Source organism: Flavobacterium sp. CF136, assembly GCF_000282055.1.
GTDB lineage: Bacteria > Bacteroidota > Bacteroidia > Flavobacteriales > Flavobacteriaceae > Flavobacterium.
In genome coordinates this window covers 64,468-79,712 of record NZ_AKJZ01000016.1, presented here as the reverse complement: position 1 = coordinate 79,712, position 15,245 = coordinate 64,468, and the positions used below count along the sequence as shown (strand labels likewise).

At 32.5% G+C, this 15,245-nt stretch carries 14 protein-coding genes; 4 read left to right on the top strand and 10 right to left on the bottom strand.

Translation table 11 applies throughout. From position 1 onward, the window contains the following. Nucleotides 1-45 precede the first annotated feature (45 nt). Nucleotides 46-1,707, bottom strand: a complete 1,662-nt coding sequence (menD, locus tag PMI10_RS06915) for a 2-succinyl-5-enolpyruvyl-6-hydroxy-3-cyclohexene-1-carboxylic-acid synthase (RefSeq protein ID WP_007806047.1) — start codon at nt 1,705-1,707, stop codon at nt 46-48. 174 nt (nt 1,708-1,881) lie between these two features. On the opposite strand from menD, the gene PMI10_RS06910 reads away from it, so the two are divergent. After that, nucleotides 1,882-2,382, top strand: a complete 501-nt coding sequence (locus PMI10_RS06910) for a GNAT family N-acetyltransferase (RefSeq protein ID WP_007806045.1) — start codon at nt 1,882-1,884, stop codon at nt 2,380-2,382. A 147-nt stretch (nt 2,383-2,529) separates the two neighbouring features. Here the strand turns inward: PMI10_RS06910 and PMI10_RS06905 are convergent, their stop codons facing one another. Beyond that, nucleotides 2,530-3,117: a glutathione peroxidase gene (locus PMI10_RS06905; RefSeq protein ID WP_007806043.1), complete on the bottom strand. Its 588-nt coding sequence runs from the start codon at nt 3,115-3,117 to the stop codon at nt 2,530-2,532. Between the two features lie 601 nt (nt 3,118-3,718). Here PMI10_RS06905 and PMI10_RS06900 point away from each other — a divergent pair. From PMI10_RS06900 to PMI10_RS06890, 3 genes are all read left to right on the top strand, one after another. Then, nucleotides 3,719-4,249, top strand: a complete 531-nt coding sequence (locus PMI10_RS06900; protein WP_007806041.1) for an RNA polymerase sigma factor — start codon at nt 3,719-3,721, stop codon at nt 4,247-4,249. After that, a complete protein-coding gene (locus PMI10_RS06895; protein WP_007806040.1) occupies nt 4,249-5,037 on the top strand; it encodes an anti-sigma factor in 789 nt (262 codons plus the stop codon). The genes PMI10_RS06900 and PMI10_RS06895 overlap by 1 nt, the downstream gene beginning before the upstream one ends. A gap of 426 nt (nt 5,038-5,463) precedes the next feature. Next, nucleotides 5,464-6,843 carry a T9SS type A sorting domain-containing protein gene (locus PMI10_RS06890; protein ID WP_007806038.1) on the top strand — a complete coding sequence of 460 codons (1,380 nt, stop codon included), beginning with the start codon at nt 5,464-5,466 and terminating at the stop codon, nt 6,841-6,843. A 160-nt stretch (nt 6,844-7,003) separates the two neighbouring features. On the opposite strand, the gene argH is transcribed toward PMI10_RS06890, so the two are convergent. The 8 genes from argH to PMI10_RS06850 all read right to left on the bottom strand — a co-directional run bounded on the left by argH (nt 7,004) and on the right by PMI10_RS06850 (nt 15,200). Beyond that, the gene (gene argH, locus PMI10_RS06885) at nt 7,004-8,284 is read right to left on the bottom strand and encodes an argininosuccinate lyase (RefSeq protein ID WP_007806036.1); all 1,281 of its coding nucleotides are present in this window, start codon (nt 8,282-8,284) and stop codon (nt 7,004-7,006) included. Nucleotides 8,285-8,362: 78 nt separating this feature from the next. Continuing rightward, nucleotides 8,363-9,433, bottom strand: a complete 1,071-nt coding sequence (locus PMI10_RS06880; RefSeq protein ID WP_035631515.1) for a M20 family metallo-hydrolase — start codon at nt 9,431-9,433, stop codon at nt 8,363-8,365. 212 nt (nt 9,434-9,645) lie between these two features. Continuing rightward, nucleotides 9,646-10,419 (bottom strand): acetylglutamate kinase, encoded by a 774-nt coding sequence (gene argB / locus PMI10_RS06875; RefSeq protein ID WP_007806032.1) that lies wholly within the window; start codon nt 10,417-10,419, stop codon nt 9,646-9,648. Between the two features lie 102 nt (nt 10,420-10,521). Continuing rightward, the gene (locus tag PMI10_RS06870; RefSeq protein WP_007806030.1) at nt 10,522-11,469 is read right to left on the bottom strand and encodes an N-acetylornithine carbamoyltransferase; all 948 of its coding nucleotides are present in this window, start codon (nt 11,467-11,469) and stop codon (nt 10,522-10,524) included. Nucleotides 11,470-11,555: 86 nt separating this feature from the next. Further along, entirely contained in the window at nt 11,556-11,945 is a 390-nt protein-coding gene (locus PMI10_RS06865; protein ID WP_007806028.1) for a GxxExxY protein, read from the bottom strand. Between the two features lie 62 nt (nt 11,946-12,007). Further along, nucleotides 12,008-12,769 (bottom strand): glutamate 5-kinase, encoded by a 762-nt coding sequence (proB, locus tag PMI10_RS06860; RefSeq protein ID WP_007806026.1) that lies wholly within the window; start codon nt 12,767-12,769, stop codon nt 12,008-12,010. A gap of 58 nt (nt 12,770-12,827) precedes the next feature. Next, nucleotides 12,828-14,021, bottom strand: coding sequence for a glutamate-5-semialdehyde dehydrogenase (locus PMI10_RS06855; protein ID WP_007806024.1), 1,194 nt, complete (start codon nt 14,019-14,021; stop codon nt 12,828-12,830). Between the two features lie 39 nt (nt 14,022-14,060). Next, nucleotides 14,061-15,200, bottom strand: coding sequence for an aspartate aminotransferase family protein (locus PMI10_RS06850; RefSeq protein WP_007806022.1), 1,140 nt, complete (start codon nt 15,198-15,200; stop codon nt 14,061-14,063). Between the last annotated feature and the right edge of the window lie 45 nt (nt 15,201-15,245).

Below are 15,245 nucleotides of genomic sequence, written 5' to 3'. Positions count from 1 at the left end.
TAAAATAAAAAAGCACCTGATCAGGCGCTTTTATACTTAATTTATTTAAATCAATTCCCTGAAGTATTGCTTTAAAATAACATCATTTTCAAAAGTTGGAGTAAAAATTTCTAAAATATTTGGTTTATCATTTATTTCATAAAATGAAGTTATACTTTTTTCTAATGAAGGTAAATCTGTTGCGGTAAAATAATTTATTTGATACATTTTTGCCAAATGCTCAGCAGTTAAATGATGGGAAGTCTCAAAATAGGTATTAAAAACAGGTTTCTCTTCATGTCCGGGTAAAATTCTAAAGATCCCCCCTCCTCCATTATTAATCAAAATAATTTTGAAGTTTTTAGGAATATATGAATTCCATAACGCATTGCTGTCATATAAAAAGCTGATATCGCCGGTAATAAAAACATTAGGTTTTAAGCTTCCGACAGCTGCACCAATTGCTGTTGATGTACTTCCGTCAATTCCACTTGTTCCGCGATTACAAAAAACTTCAATCGACGGATCAATATCAATTAATTGTGCATATCGAATTGCTGAGCTGTTACTTATTTGCAATTGACTATTTTTAGGCAAAGATGCTATTACTTTTTCAAACACTTTAAAGTCTGAAAATGGGATTTTATCCAAGTACTTTTGCTTTTTAATTTTTCGCAACTCATAAATCTTGTTTATCTGTTTGAAATAATCACTTTTTACAAAAACCGCTTTAGATAATAAATCATTGAAAAAATGATTTGGCTGCATTACAAAATGTTTTGTTAATGCATTGAATGTATCATAAGCACGTAAAGTATCAACATGCCAATGATGCACCGGTTTGTATTTTCGTAAAAAACCTTTAATACGTTTTGAAACGACCATTCCTCCAAAAGTCACTAAAATTTCCGGTTCAAACTCTTTAAAATCAATATCATCAAAGGGTGTAATTAAAGTATCAATACTATTAATAAAACTCGGATGATGTAAATTAGAGGTAGTTTCTGTCAGCACTACAATCGATGGGTCTTTAACCAGATTCTCTATTGTTTTCTCATCAATTGAATTTACTTCATTTACACCAACTAAAACAAGTTTGCGTTTAGCCGAATTCCAAATAGAAACAAAATCTTCTACATTTTCAATGATTTTTGATTCAGTCGTTTCTTCAGCATTGGTGATTTTTGATTGAACCGAAAGTATCTCAACCGTTTCATACAAAGGCTCTTCAAAAGGTGCATTAATATGTACCGGACCTTTTTGAAGAATTGCTGTTTCTATTGCTTTATTTATTTTTAAATCATTTTCTTCCGAAGCTTCTTCAGTTAAATTGGCATTAAAGACCGAATGATTTTCATAAACATTTTGTTGGCGTATTGTTTGACCGTCTCCAATATCTATTTTATTTTGCGGACGATCTGCCGAAATAACGATTAACGGAATCTGACTGTAAAATGCCTCCGCAACTGCCGGATAATAATTCAATAATGCTGATCCTGAAGTACAGACAATTGCTGTTGGAAATTTGGTTTGCTGGGCAATTCCTAATGCAAAAAAAGCTGCACAGCGTTCATCTGCAATGCTGTAACAGTTAAAATTAGAATTTTGTGCAAAACCTATGGTCAAAGGTGCGTTTCTGGATCCGGGAGAAATTATAATGTTGGTGATGCCTTTTGCTGAACAAATTTCTATAATGCTTTGAGCAAGCGGTATTTTGGGGTAAATCATTCGTTATAGTATATTATTTTTTAAGAAATTATAAATTTCCTATATCGCAAAGTTACAAACTTCACATTATAAACAGAAAAGATATTAAGCCTCTTTTTATAAAAGAGAATATATTTGTAAAAGCAAATTTTTAAATAAAATAAGCTTCGCATACATTTAACAATCTTATAAAACATGACAAATTTAACAATACGACCTGCAAAATCAGGAGATTTAGACAAAATACTGGAGATTGTTAATCATTCTATTCTGCATACAACTGCAAATTACAACTATGATATTCAGACTTTGGAAATACAGACAAAATGGTTTGAGGATAAAAAAACTAAAAATATGCCTGTTGTTGTAGCCGATTTAGATGGTGAAGTCGTTGGTTTTGGAAGTTATGGACAATTCAGAGAAAAAATTGGATACCAATATACTGTTGAACATTCTGTATATGTAGTTGATAATGTGATTGGAAAAGGTATTGGAACTAAATTATTAACCGAATTAATCAGGTTGGCTAAAGAACAAGGCTTTCATGTAATGATTGGTGCAATCGACGGTGACAATACAGGAAGTATTGCTTTTCATGAAAAATTTGGTTTTACAGCAATAGGAACTATTCGTGAAGTAGGCTATAAATTTGATCATTGGCTTGATCTGGTTTTTATGCAGCTGATATTAAAATAAATTTTCTTTTCAAAAGACTGCCTGGTCCCTGATGAGAACAGCATGAGCGATAGCGAACTGACGAAGTAAACAGCTTCTAAAAAAAAATCCACAAACTTATATCTTAAATACAAATTTGTGGACTTTTTGGTCTAGATAGTCTAAATATTAGCTTTTTATCCAATTTATAATTTCCGGATCAGTTGGCAATGTCTTTGGTTTAATTACTTTTACCAATTCTCCTTTTTCGTTAATCAGGTATTTCTGGAAATTCCATTCTACTTCAGAATCCTGCAAACCATTTTTCGACTTTTGAGTCAAAAATTTATACACCTCACACATATCATCCCCTTTTACAGAAACTTTGTCCATCATAGGGAAAGTCACTCCGTAATTTTGCTGGCAAAAAGCGCCAATTTCTGCATTTGTTCCAGGTTCCTGCGAAGCAAAATTGTTTGCGGGGAAACCTACAATTACAAAACCTTTATCTTTATATTGTTTGTAAATGGCTTCAAGATCTTTATATTGAGGTGTTAATCCGCACTTTGAAGCAGTATTTACAATCATTACTTTTTTTCCTTTTAAAGAAGCAAAGTCAAAAGCGTTTCCTGATAAATCTTCAACTTTATATTGATAAATGGTTTCTTTTGTCATAACCTTATCTGTTTTAGGCGTTTTTGCTTTATTTGTTTGTGCCTGAATTTGGTAACTAAATAAAAATAGTAAACCACAGGACAGAAATAATATTTTTTTCATCGTTTTAATTTTTTATAAAATTAATCAAAATCAATTTTACATGAAGCTTTTGATTATGTTATTTTTATTAAATATAAGTTAAATAAAGAAGCCTAACGCTAATCAGGCGTTAGGCTTCAACCATACAAACAAATCAAACCATGTATTAAATCTTATTTCCTTTTTCTTGACATTAAAATGAATAGTTGATGCTTCGGTTTATAAGGAAAATTATTTTTTATATCCAGATACCTTAGATACTCTATTAAATACATAAACATTTTCGATTGGAAGTCCCGAAGACATCAACTATTAATTTCTTCATTAATTTGGCTGTACTCATAATAATTAAATAATAAATATGAATTCTTTTACCTTTTACAAGTAAATTAATATCAGATTTTTACTATAATAAATTATGTACGTAAAAAATTGAATTTTGGTTTTAAAAAACATCATAAAAAAGCTAATTATTTTTAGTTTCCCTTATTTTACAAGGGGTTTCAGGCATAAAAAAAACACATTTTTACAAAAAAATGAATTATCTTTAACTCAGATATTTCATACACTTTTGTCCATCAATTGAAAATGTATATGTTTGTATAAGCTAAAACCAAAATCTATGAGTCAGGAAGAATTATTAGTTTTAATTTACAAGAAAGATGAAAAAGCTTTCACACATTTATACGATATGTATTCCAAAAGTTTATTCTCTATAATCAATGTTCTGGTAAAAAACAGAGAAGAAGCAGAAGATGTTCTTCAGGAAGTATTTGTAAAAATTTGGAAAAACATTGATTCTTATCACGAAAGTAAAGGTCGGTTTTATACCTGGATCCTAAATATCGCCCGAAATACATCGATTGATAAATTACGTTCTAAAAGCTTTAATAACAGTCAAAAAAACCTAAACTCTGATAATTTCGTACATCTGTTAGAGGATAATAATAAGTTGAACAATAAGATTGATACGATTGGAATTCAGGAATTTGTTAAAAAACTAAAACCAAAATGTATTGAAATTATTGATTTGTTATTCTTTAAAGGATATACACAACAAGAAGCGTCCGAAGAATTAGCTATTCCGTTGGGAACAGTAAAAACACAAAACAGGAACTGTATTAATGATTTACGTAATTATTTGAAAATCTAATGGAAGCAAAAGACTATATAGAATCAGGTATTTTAGAACTTTATGTGTACGGATTACTAAGTGAATCCGAAAACATAGAAGTTGCCAATATGGCAAAAAATAATCCCGAAATTGACAACGAAATAATTTCTATAGAAAAAGCAATTGTAGCACTGTCCTCTAGTTTTTCACCTTTTCATTCTGTAGCCAATTATGAAAAAATTAAAGCTAAACTTGAACTGAAATACGGTAAAACTATCGAAATGAAACCAGCATCCCGCTGGTCAGAATATACCGGGTGGGCAGCTGCCGTATTATTACTTCTGGGTATTGGTTATCAGACATTACAGTTAAATGAAACCAAACAGGCTATTTCAACTATTGGTAGACAAAAAAATAAAATTGAAAAAGAGTATGCTTATTTAGGAGAAAAAAACAAAGCTGTCGAAAAAAATCTGACTATTGTCAGGGATATTAAAAATACAGGTGTAACTCTGGGAGGCCAAACAGTTTCACCAAAATCATTTGCAAAAGTGTACTGGAATAAAGAAACCAAAACAACTTATATTGATGCTGCAGGTTTGCCTAAACCTCCAAAAGGAATGGTTTATCAGGTATGGGCACTTAAATTAAGCCCTGTCCTGACTCCAACAAGCATTGGTTTATTAAGTGATTTTGAAAAAAATGATCAAAAAATATTTGCTGTAAATCAAACTGTTTATGCTGAAGCTTTTGGTATTACATTAGAACCGGAGGGCGGAAGCATCACGCCAACAATGGAACAATTATATACTTTGGGAAAAGTTTAATTTTATAATATTTAAATTAATGAACATACAAAATAACACCCCTTATTCTCAAATTTGGGGTTTCTTTTTATCATTTTATTTTACAATTTGATTCCTCTCTTGCTCCTTTTTTACTTGTAGTTTTAAGACTGGCTTTTAATTTTTTAGAGTTTTCAAATGAAGTATTCTTACAATATATTTTTGAGGAATCTAATTATCTTTTTTAAATCATATTGAGTTTTTATAGTTTTTAAAATAAAACACTCTTAAGAATGTTTTATTTTTATAAATAATTGAATTAAGCACTCATTAATTCAAAAGTATATCATAAAATTATAATTATTTTATAAAAATATTTATTTTAAATTTTATTCAATTAAATTTGTGCAATCGATTACATTAAACCACGATCGTTAAATTAACTTAAACAATTAAACAAAAATTAAAATGAGAAAAAAATTCCCCTTATTCTTTTTCCTACTAAGTTTATCCAGTGTTTTTGCACAAAATTATTACATGTCAGCTCCCGAAGGATTTGGTGCTGCAGCAACCGGAGCTGGAACTCCGACTGCTTCTAATACAGTAACTGTTTCAGATTATGCATCTTTAAAAACAGCCCTTAACTCAACTTCCACTGCTAATTCAGTAATTTTGGTTTCGGGAACTATTGATTGTGTTTATACTAGTGTATTATTGAATAATAAAACTATTATCGGTTTACCGGGAGCAAAACTTAGAAATACTCAGATAACTGTTGGTGATTCCCCAACTTCAGCCGCAAATTCTGGAACTCTTTATATAAAACCCGGTTCTAATAATGTTATTATCAGAAATCTTATTTTTGAAGGACCTGGCGCTTACGATGTTGATGGCCGTGACAATCTTACCAATGAAGGTACCAATGTTTGGGTGGATCACTGTGAGTTTCAGGACGGAATGGACGGTAACTTTGACAACAAAGGTGATGCAGATAATGTAACCATTTCATGGTGTAAATTCACCTATTTAAAAGCTCCAACTGCTGGTGGATCAGGAGGTTCTGCTGATCACCGTTTTACTGACTTAGTGGGATCGAGTATTACTGATTTCCCAACAACAGATGCAAATGGAAGATTCAGTATTACCTTTAAAAACTGCTATTGGGCAGAAGGCTGTAAAGCCAGAATGCCAAGAGCCAGAAATGCCGAATTACATTTATTAAATTGTTATTACAAAACTTCCGTTTCTGGAGCTACCGCAGTTGGTTTAGGTGCAGGAAATAAAGGTACAACTTGTTATGTGGAGAATTGTAATTTTGAACAAGTAGCTACAATTTCCAGCCCTGTTAGCGAAGGTTCCGGAACAGTTCAGGTAAAATTTGATGGTTGTGTTAAAGGAACAACTTCTACGGCAGTTACAGGTCTGGATGCAGGAACGGCACCCTCAAAACCAACTTATACTTATTCAGTACTTCCTATAGCCAATGTTGCTACTTATGTACCAAATGCAACTTGTGGTGCAGGTGCTACACTTCAGGTTACTTCAGCTGGTGTGATTTCTAGTAGTTGTCCTAATTTAGGCGTTAATGATAATATATCTGATTTAGAACTTAAATATTATCCAACAGTTGTAGACAACTTTTTAAACATCGAATTTTCAAGTATTGAAAATGGTACAGCTCTTATTGAAATATTTTCCGCTAATGGAAGTAAAGTATATACTCATACAAAAAGTGTTACTGGTAACGAGAAATTAGAATTAAACGTTGGAAGCCTTGCTAAAGGGGTTTACATCAGTAAAGTACAAATTGAAAACAGAGTTAAAACTTTTAAGGTTATAAAAAATTAGTTTTAAACAAACTCCATAAAAAAAGGTTATTGACAAAAATCAATAACCTTTTTTTATGCTCAAAACTCTAAGTTTAATACTTATATTAACTTTAATCAATAAATTATATAAAAAAAGACCGATTAGTGTATAAAGCAAATCGGTCTTTTTTTATGATATTTTAAAATGCAGCTTTCATTTTATCTTTTATAGCATCCAGACAAAGATTATTAATACTGCCTTCGTGTGTATGTTTAGTTTCTTTTGGCGATTTATAAGTTCCGGCTTCCAGTTGTTCAGCAACAGCTTTGTAAGCATCTCTAAAAGGCATTCCTGCCGCAACCATTTCATTTAAAGTATCTACAGTAAACAAATAATCATATTTTTTATCTTCTAAAATATGATCTTTTACTGTAATGTCTTTTATAGAGAAAATAGCAATATCCAAACAGGCTTTTAAGTTTTGAATTGCCGGAAACAGACCTTCTTTTAGCAACTGTAAATCTCTGTGATAACCACTTGGAAGATTATTTGTAATTAAAGTGATTTCATAAGGCAACGCTTGAATTTTATTACATTTCCCTCTGATTAATTCAAATACATCAGGGTTTTTCTTGTGAGGCATAATGCTCGAGCCTGTTGTAAGATGCGATGGCAAACCAATAAAATTAAAATTTTGACTCATATACAAACAAACATCCATCGCAAATTTTGATAGGGTTGCTGCTACACTGCTCATTGCAAAAGCAACGGTTTTCTCAGCTTTACCTCTACTCATTTGTGCTGCAACTGCATTGAATTTTAAAGTTTCGAAACCCAATTCCTGAGTTGTAAATGTTCTGTTGATAGGAAATGAGCTTCCGTAACCGGCTGCAGAACCTAACGGGTTTTGATCTACAATTTTTCCCGCTGCATTAAGCATTGTAATATCATCAATCAGACTTTCGGCGTAAGCAGAAAACCACATTCCGAATGAGGAAGGCATTGCAATTTGTAAATGCGTGTACCCTGGCAGCAAAACATTTTGATGTTTCTCTGCAGATTCCATCAACAAGTCAAAAAGTGTTTTTACCTGTTCTTTTAAAGCTTTGACTTCGTCCTTTAAATACAAATGAACATCCACTAAAACCTGATCATTACGAGAACGCGCTGTATGGATTTTTTTTCCGGCATCGCCCAATTTTACTGTCAGTAAATATTCAATTTTTGAGTGAACATCTTCAAAACTATCTTCAATTTCAAAGTTCCCTACCACAATGTCGGCGATAATATCATTTAATCCATCAACCAAAGAAGTAGTTTCTTCTGAAGTCAATAAACCTATTTGTCCAAGCATTTTGGCATGTGCAATAGAACCTAACGCATCATATTTAGCAAGAACCAAATCAAGTTCACGATCGTTTCCAACAGTAAAATGTTCGATTTGCTTGTCGGTTGGTATTCCTTTTTCCCAAAGTTTCATAGGTAATATTTTTATATATTTTAAGTAAACCTAACAGGTTTTAAAAACCTGTTAGGTTTAATCAATTTTCGATAACAATTATAATTTAAAGAAATCCGTTAGTATTTTGATATACAAGTCGATTCCTTCTTCAATTTCGTTGATAAAAATAAATTCGTCTGCCGAATGTGACCGGAGTGTTTCCCCCGGACCAAGTTTTAAAGACTGACAACTCAAAACCGATTGGTCTGAAAGCGTTGGTGAGCCATAAGTTGTTCTTCCTAAAGCGATTCCGGCCTGAACCAAATCATGTGCAATTGGAATAGACGAAGCATTTAAATGCATTGATCTTGGTGTTACTTCGGCATTTACATTGGCTTTTACCACTTCAAGAATTTCTGTATTTGAATAGCAGTCGTTCACACGAATATCGATAACCAAATCGCATTCTGAAGGTACAACATTATGCTGTTTTCCTGCACTGATCTGCGTTACGGTCATTTTTACGGGGCCTAAAACATCAGATATTTTGTCGAATTTATAGTTTTTAAACCATTCCATTACCGGAATTGATTTGTAAAGCGAATTATCATCATTTTGATGTGCGGCGTGACTTGCGGTTCCTTTCACTTTTACATCAAGAACCAACAAACCTTTTTCGGCAACGGCCAATTGCATTAAAGTCGGTTCGCCTACAATAGCACAATCCAGTTCCGGTAAATGTTTTAAAACGCTGTTTAAACCATTTTTTCCACTACTCTCTTCTTCAGCTGAAGCTACGATTACCAAATTATATGGCAAGTTTTGATTCTCATAAAAATGAACAAAAGTGGCTAACAGTGACACCAAACATCCTCCGGCATCATTACTTCCTAAACCAAATAATTTCCCGTCTTTTTCAATTGCTTTAAACGGATCGTTTGTATATGCCTGATTTGGTTTTACGGTATCGTGATGTGAATTCAGTAAAAGCGTTGGTTTATTTTCGTCGAAATATTTATTGAAAGCCCACACATTATTGTTCTCTCTTTTAAAAGGAATCTCGTTTTGATTGAACCAATTTTCTATTAAAAGTGCCGTTTGATCTTCTTCACTGGAAAATGAAGGTGTTTCAATCAGGTTTTTTAATAAATTAATTGCCTCTTTGGTAAGCGTTTCTATATTTTTCATATGTGTGTTGTCTCTGCCACTAAGGCTCAAAGTCACAAAATTTTTCAATTGATTCCTTATAATCAATTTGTGACAATTTTAATTTGCGCAAATTTCTTAAATTAATATTTAAAATGGCTTCCTGGTTGCGTTTTTTTGCCACGAATTATACCAATTTTTACTATTTTTTTAAAATTTTAATTCGCCAAAGTTGGTGTAATTCGTAACATATTTTATAATGTAATTGTTGTATGCAAAACATTTGGATTCTGTAACATTCTATGATGCCCAATTTTAATTTTCTGAACGCCTCGTGCTAAACTATTAAAGCAATTATCCAGTTTTGGAATCATTCCGGAATGGATAACTTTTTGTTCCTTTAACTCTTTGTATAAAACCTCATTTATTTCAGCAATTACCGAAGAATCATCTTCTGAATCTTGTAAAACACCTTGTTTTTCAAAGCAATAAGTTAGTGTAACATCAAAAACTTCAGACAATGCAATTGATAGTTCGCTAGCAATCGTGTCTGCATTTGTATTTAATAATTGACCATTTTTATCGTGTGTGATGGCGCAGAAAACGGGTACAATTCCGTTTTCAAGCAACGTTTTCAATAAAGGTGTGTTTACTTGCTTTACATCACCAACAAATCCGTAATCGATTGTTGGATGGTTTCTTTTGGTTGATTGGATTAAATTCCCATCTGCTCCTGAAAAACCAATTGCATTATTATTTTTAGCCTGTAATTGCGCCACAATATGTTTGTTGATTTGTCCTGCGTAAATCATCACGACAACATCAAGCATTGGAGCATCTGTAATTCGGCGCCCTTCAATCATTTGCGGAACCAACCCAATACTTTGAGCCATTTTTGTAGCTGATTTTCCACCGCCATGAACAAGAACTTTATACCCTTCAATCTTAGAAAAATCGGTTAAAAATTCCTCTAATTCGGATGGATTATCAATTATATTACCGCCTATTTTTATTACTGTAACGTTCATTTCTTTTAAGGTTCATAGGTTCAGAGCGACAAAGACACAAAGGTTTCTTTTAAGGTTTTTAAACCTTTTTACCTCTGTAACTTTGTGACTTTATACCTTTATTTATAACTTCTTCAAAATCTTCTGTAAAACTAATTGTGCCGAATAGGTTCTGTTATTGGCTTGCTGAATTACAATTGAATTTTCACTGTCGATAACTTCATCGCTCACAATTACATTACGACGTACTGGCAGACAATGCATAAACTTTCCATTATTGGTCAATGCCATTTTTTCAGCAGTTACAGTCCAATTTGAGTCAGTGTTCGTTACTTTTCCGTAATCATTAAAATTACTCCAGTTTTTCACATATACAAAATCAGCATTTTCGAACGCTTTATTTTGATCGTATTCAATTTTGCAGTCTTTTGTGATTTCCGGACTTAATTCATAACCTTCCGGGTGTGTGATTACAAAATCCATATCTTTTTGCATTTGCATCATCTCTACAAATGAATTAGCTACCGCCTGAGGCAAAGCTTTAGGATGTGGAGCCCATGAAAGAACTACTTTTGGTTTGTGTTTCGTTTTGTATTCTTCCATCGTAATTGCATCAGCCAAAGATTGTAATGGATGACGAACGGCACTTTCCATATTTACAATTGGCACTGTAGCATGTTTCAAAAATCCTGAAATTACTGTTTCAGCATAATCTTTTTCTTTATCGGCCAAACCTGCAAAAGCACGAATGGCAATAATATCACAATATTGAGAAACAACTTCTGCAGCTTCTTTGATGTGTTCTGAAGCACCGGAATTCATTACTGCTCCGTCTTCAAACTCTAAAGTCCAGCCTTCGTTGGTAAAGTTCATTACCATAACATTCATTCCTAAGTTTAAAGCGGCTTTTTGAGTACTCAAACGCGTTCTTAAACTCGGGTTAAAGAATAACATTCCTAAGGTTTTATTCTTTCCTAAGCTTTGATTTTTAAGCGGGTTCTTTTTAATTTTTAGTGCACTTTTTACCCATTTTGATAATGAATTGATATCTTGAATTGAAATATAGTTCATGTTTTTTTGTATTGTGTTATTTAGACGCGGATTATACTGATTCACTATCGCGAAAACGCGGATAAAAACTGATTTTTCTTTTCTTTCTATTTTCTTATTTTCCTACTATTTTCGAAAACCTTCCGTTTAAATTCAGGTTTCTTTCCAAAATTCAGGAGCAAACCAACTTCACAATTTGTTCCTCTTAAATAGTTTAATATTTGATTTTCAAATGCAGGAGCAATACTGTCTGCAGCTTTTAGTTCTAGAATAACTAAATTCTCAACAATTAAATCTGCGTAATATTCTCCAACTTCAATTCCTTTATAGTAAACTTCTATTTTTCTTTGAGCTTCAACTTTTAAGCCTTTACTTTTTAATTCCAAGTATAAAGAGTTTAAATAAACTTTTTCTAAAAATCCATACCCTAATTCATTATAAACTTCATAAAAAGTTTTAATAATTGCATCGGTTAACTCTTCATGTAATAATTCCATATATAAAAATCAGTTTTTATCCGCGTTTTCGCTTTAGCGAATCCGTATTATCCGCGTTATAATTAAACGATCTTAGTAAAAGGAATTTCGTTTTGTAAAGCTTTCAAAATAAAATTATCATTTAAACCGTTCACAATCCAGGTTTCGATGTTTGCTGCTTTTGCAATTCCTGCAGCTTCAATTTTTGACTGCATTCCTCCTGTTCCGTGTGACGATTTAGATTCTCCGATTTCTTTTTCCAAAAGTTTCAAATCATTCACTAAACCAATCGTTTCCGGATTTTCATTATGAATTGAAGCCTTTGTATATATTCCGTTAGTATTAGTTGCAATTATCAGAATATCAACATTTAATAAAACTGCTGCCAAAGCCGCCAATTTATCATTATCACCAAACTGAATCTCATCTGTGGCAACAGTATCATTTTCATTGATAATCGGAATGTAATTATTCTCTACCAAAACATTAATCGTATTGACAATATTTACTTTCGACTGGTCCTTTTCGAAATCAGAATAAGACAATAAACATTGTGAGGTCAATAAACCTAAATCGCTGAAATTTTCGTGGAAAATCCGCATTAAATGAGGCTGTCCAATTGAAGCCAAAGCTTGTTTTACAATAATTTCCTTGCCTTTGCTTTCGAGTTTTACAAATTGTTTAGCAGCTGCAATAGCACCTGAACTTACAATTACAAACTCGTAGTCTTTGTTTAAAGCTGCGATTTGCATACCAATATCCTCAATCTTTCCTCTCGAAATATGATTGGTTTCCTTGGTTAAGGTATTACTTCCTATTTTTAATAAAATCCTTTTTTTAGTCATTATTTTTTTAGCTCCTAAGGTTCTGAGTTACTAAGATTCTAAGTTTTTAAATCTAAAATTATCTAATTTGCCCTTCTCCGTAAATATACCACTTATTAGTAACCAGATGTTGTAAACCAATTGGTCCTCTTTGATGCAGTTTGTCTGTACTGATAGCCAACTCTCCTCCTAATCCTAATTGAAAACCATCTGTAAATCGGGTCGAAACATTCTGATAAACAGCTGCAGCATCAATACTTTCCATGAAATTTTGTGCTATATTATCATTTTTTGTAATGATGGAAGCAGAATGTCCTCCACAATATTTATTAATTTTAGCAATAGCTTCAGAATCTGAATCAACTGTTCCAATTACAATTTTATAATCTAAAAACTCTTCGTACCAAATATTTTCATCTGCAAGTAATTTGGTGTTTTTAAACGTCTCCAGTGACTTATCCACTAAAATTTCAACGTTAGCTTCTATCAATTCTTCAATTAACATTGCAGCAAAACCTTCAAAATTTGGTATTCTGTTATCAATTAGAACTTTGTCAACAGCGTTGCAAGCAGATATTTTAGCCGTTTTAGCATTCAGAATTACTTTTAAGGCAATTTCTAAATCGGCTTCCTGCTGGACATAAACAAAATTATTTCCGCGACCACTTACAATTACAGGACAAGTTGCGTGTTTTTTGACAAACTCAATCAGTTTTTCACCACCACGGGGAACTATTAAATCAACTTTTTGAGTTGGTTTTTCTAAGAAAGCCTGAGTTTCGGTACGATTGTAATTTAAATATTCAACCCAATCTTTTGAAACTCCATTTTCTTCTAAAGCTTTATGCCATAAACTCACAATTTTCAAATTCGATTTTAAAGCTTCCTTTCCTCCTTTTAATAAAATCTTATTTCCGGATTTAAAAGCGATTCCACCTGCTTCAATGGTTACATCAGGTCGTGATTCGTAAATAATTAAAACTGTGCCAAATACAGCTGTTTTATTTGTTACCCGAATTCCATTATCATGAACAAAATGAAAACGCTCTACTCCAACAGGATCCTCTTGAGAAGCCAATTGATTTAATGATAAAATCATCTCGTCGACTTTTTTATCATCTACTTTCAGGCGTTCTTCCATCGCTAAATCTGAACCGTCGTATGCATTCAAATCTTCTTGATTGACCTGAATAATCTGACTCCGATCCTGCTCTACCAGTTTTGCCATGGAATGCAAAACCAAATTGCGTTTTTCTATTGATAATGGATTCATAATTTATAGTTGGTTGGTTTTTTGGTTGTTTCTAAAAACTTAATTTTTAAGCTCTTCTAAACTTTCTTTTAAAGCTACGATGAAAGTATCGATATCTGATTTTTTCACAGTAAGTGGCGGTAAAATTCTAAGCAAATTTTTATTGTTTGCACTTCCTGTGAAAATATGTTTCTCGATAATCAGTTTTTTTCTCAATGCACTTACATCAAAATCAAATTCAATTCCGAGCATTAATCCTTTTCCTTTTACTTGTTTGATTCCTGGAACTTGTTTGATTTGTTCAGCGAAATAAGCCGAAACTTCGTTTACGTTATCTTGTAGTTTCAATTTTTCGATTACATCCAAAACTGCAATTCCTGCTGCACAAGATAAATGACTTCCTCCAAAAGTAGTTCCTAATAATCCGAAACTTGCTTCAAATTTTGGAGAAATTAAAATCGCTCCCACCGGAAAACCATTCCCCATTCCTTTTGCAACCGAAATAATATCAGCGTTAATTCCGTGATGTTGGAATGCGAAGAACTTTCCGCTTCTTCCGTATCCTGATTGTACTTCGTCTAAAATTAAAACAACTTCATGTTTTTTACATGCTTTTTCTAAAGCCTGAAAAAATTCGGTTGTCCCCTGATCTAAACCTCCAACTCCTTGAATTCCTTCAATAATTACAGCAGAAACATCACCTTTTGAAAGCTCTGCTTCTACTAATTCGATTTGATTAAGTGGTAAAAAAGTTACTACTTGCTGTGCGTTAATTGGCGCTACAATTTTTTTGTTATCTGTAACAGCAACGGCTGCAGAAGTTCTTCCGTGGAAAGAATTATGAAAAGCCACAACTCTGGATTTTCCGTTATGGAAAGAAGCTAATTTCAATGCATTTTCGTTTGCTTCAGCTCCGGAACTGCATAAAAATAATTCGTAATCTTCTAATCCTGAAAGCTTTCCTAATTTCTCTGCTAATTCAACCTGCAAAGGATTCTGAATAGCATTCGAATAAAATCCTAAATGATCCAATTGATCTTTCAATTTGGCAACATAATCAGGTTGCGTATGGCCAATCGAAATTACGCCATGTCCGCTATATAAGTCTAAATATTCCACTCCGTTATTATCTGTAATGGTGCAGTCCAGCGCTTTTACAGGAGTTATATCGTAAAGTGGGTATACATTAAATAAATTCATATCTTTTTTTGTTTAAAATTTCATGTTTCATGTTTCAAGTTACGT

Excerpts from the sequence above, each read along its gene's own strand:
- proB (WP_007806026.1), bottom strand. The coding sequence starts at position 12,769 with ATGACTAAAAAAAGGATTTTATTAAAAATAGGAAGTAATACCTTAACC.
- PMI10_RS06880 (WP_035631515.1), bottom strand. The coding sequence starts at position 9,433 with ATGAAAAATATAGAAACGCTTACCAAAGAGGCAATTAATTTATTAAAA.
- PMI10_RS06855 (WP_007806024.1), bottom strand. The coding sequence starts at position 14,021 with ATGAATCCATTATCAATAGAAAAACGCAATTTGGTTTTGCATTCCATG.
- PMI10_RS06910 (WP_007806045.1), top strand. The coding sequence starts at position 1,882 with ATGACAAATTTAACAATACGACCTGCAAAATCAGGAGATTTAGACAAA.
- PMI10_RS06865 (WP_007806028.1), bottom strand. The coding sequence starts at position 11,945 with ATGGAATTATTACATGAAGAGTTAACCGATGCAATTATTAAAACTTTT.
- argH (WP_007806036.1), bottom strand. The coding sequence starts at position 8,284 with ATGAAACTTTGGGAAAAAGGAATACCAACCGACAAGCAAATCGAACAT.
- PMI10_RS06870 (WP_007806030.1), bottom strand. The coding sequence starts at position 11,469 with ATGAACTATATTTCAATTCAAGATATCAATTCATTATCAAAATGGGTA.
- PMI10_RS06900 (WP_007806041.1), top strand. The coding sequence starts at position 3,719 with ATGAGTCAGGAAGAATTATTAGTTTTAATTTACAAGAAAGATGAAAAA.
- menD (WP_007806047.1), bottom strand. The coding sequence starts at position 1,707 with ATGATTTACCCCAAAATACCGCTTGCTCAAAGCATTATAGAAATTTGT.
- PMI10_RS06890 (WP_007806038.1), top strand. The coding sequence starts at position 5,464 with ATGAGAAAAAAATTCCCCTTATTCTTTTTCCTACTAAGTTTATCCAGT.
- PMI10_RS06850 (WP_007806022.1), bottom strand. The coding sequence starts at position 15,200 with ATGAATTTATTTAATGTATACCCACTTTACGATATAACTCCTGTAAAA.
- argB (WP_007806032.1), bottom strand. The coding sequence starts at position 10,419 with ATGAACGTTACAGTAATAAAAATAGGCGGTAATATAATTGATAATCCA.
- PMI10_RS06895 (WP_007806040.1), top strand. The coding sequence starts at position 4,249 with ATGGAAGCAAAAGACTATATAGAATCAGGTATTTTAGAACTTTATGTG.
- PMI10_RS06905 (WP_007806043.1), bottom strand. The coding sequence starts at position 3,117 with ATGAAAAAAATATTATTTCTGTCCTGTGGTTTACTATTTTTATTTAGT.